We start from the raw sequence: 243 nt of genomic DNA on the forward strand, positions 1-243 counted from the left end.
TCGGCGTAGCGGCGGTCGACGTCGGCCGCCTCGCGCGGCGCGGCGAAGGGGAGCGTGCCGAGCAGCAGGCGCTCCTCGGGCGTCAGCCGGCTGTTTCGCACCAGCGCGTCGGCGATGCTGTACTCGATGTCGATGAGGGCGACGTGCTGGGATTCCAGCTCGTCCACGCGCGCCTGCAGGGCCGCGCCGCGCTTGGCGGCGTCGATGCGCTCGCGGTCGTGACGCTCGGCCTCCTCCTGCAGC

1 protein-coding gene is annotated in these 243 nt (G+C 74.1%); it reads right to left on the minus strand.

The genetic code is table 11. The features are described from left to right. The coding region (locus tag ACZ2XM_RS15665; protein ID WP_490619040.1) for a hypothetical protein at window positions 1-243 on the minus strand (243 nt) is incomplete at both ends.

It is taken from the genome of Psychrobacter sp. CoH-33_TS_01, assembly GCF_058189395.1.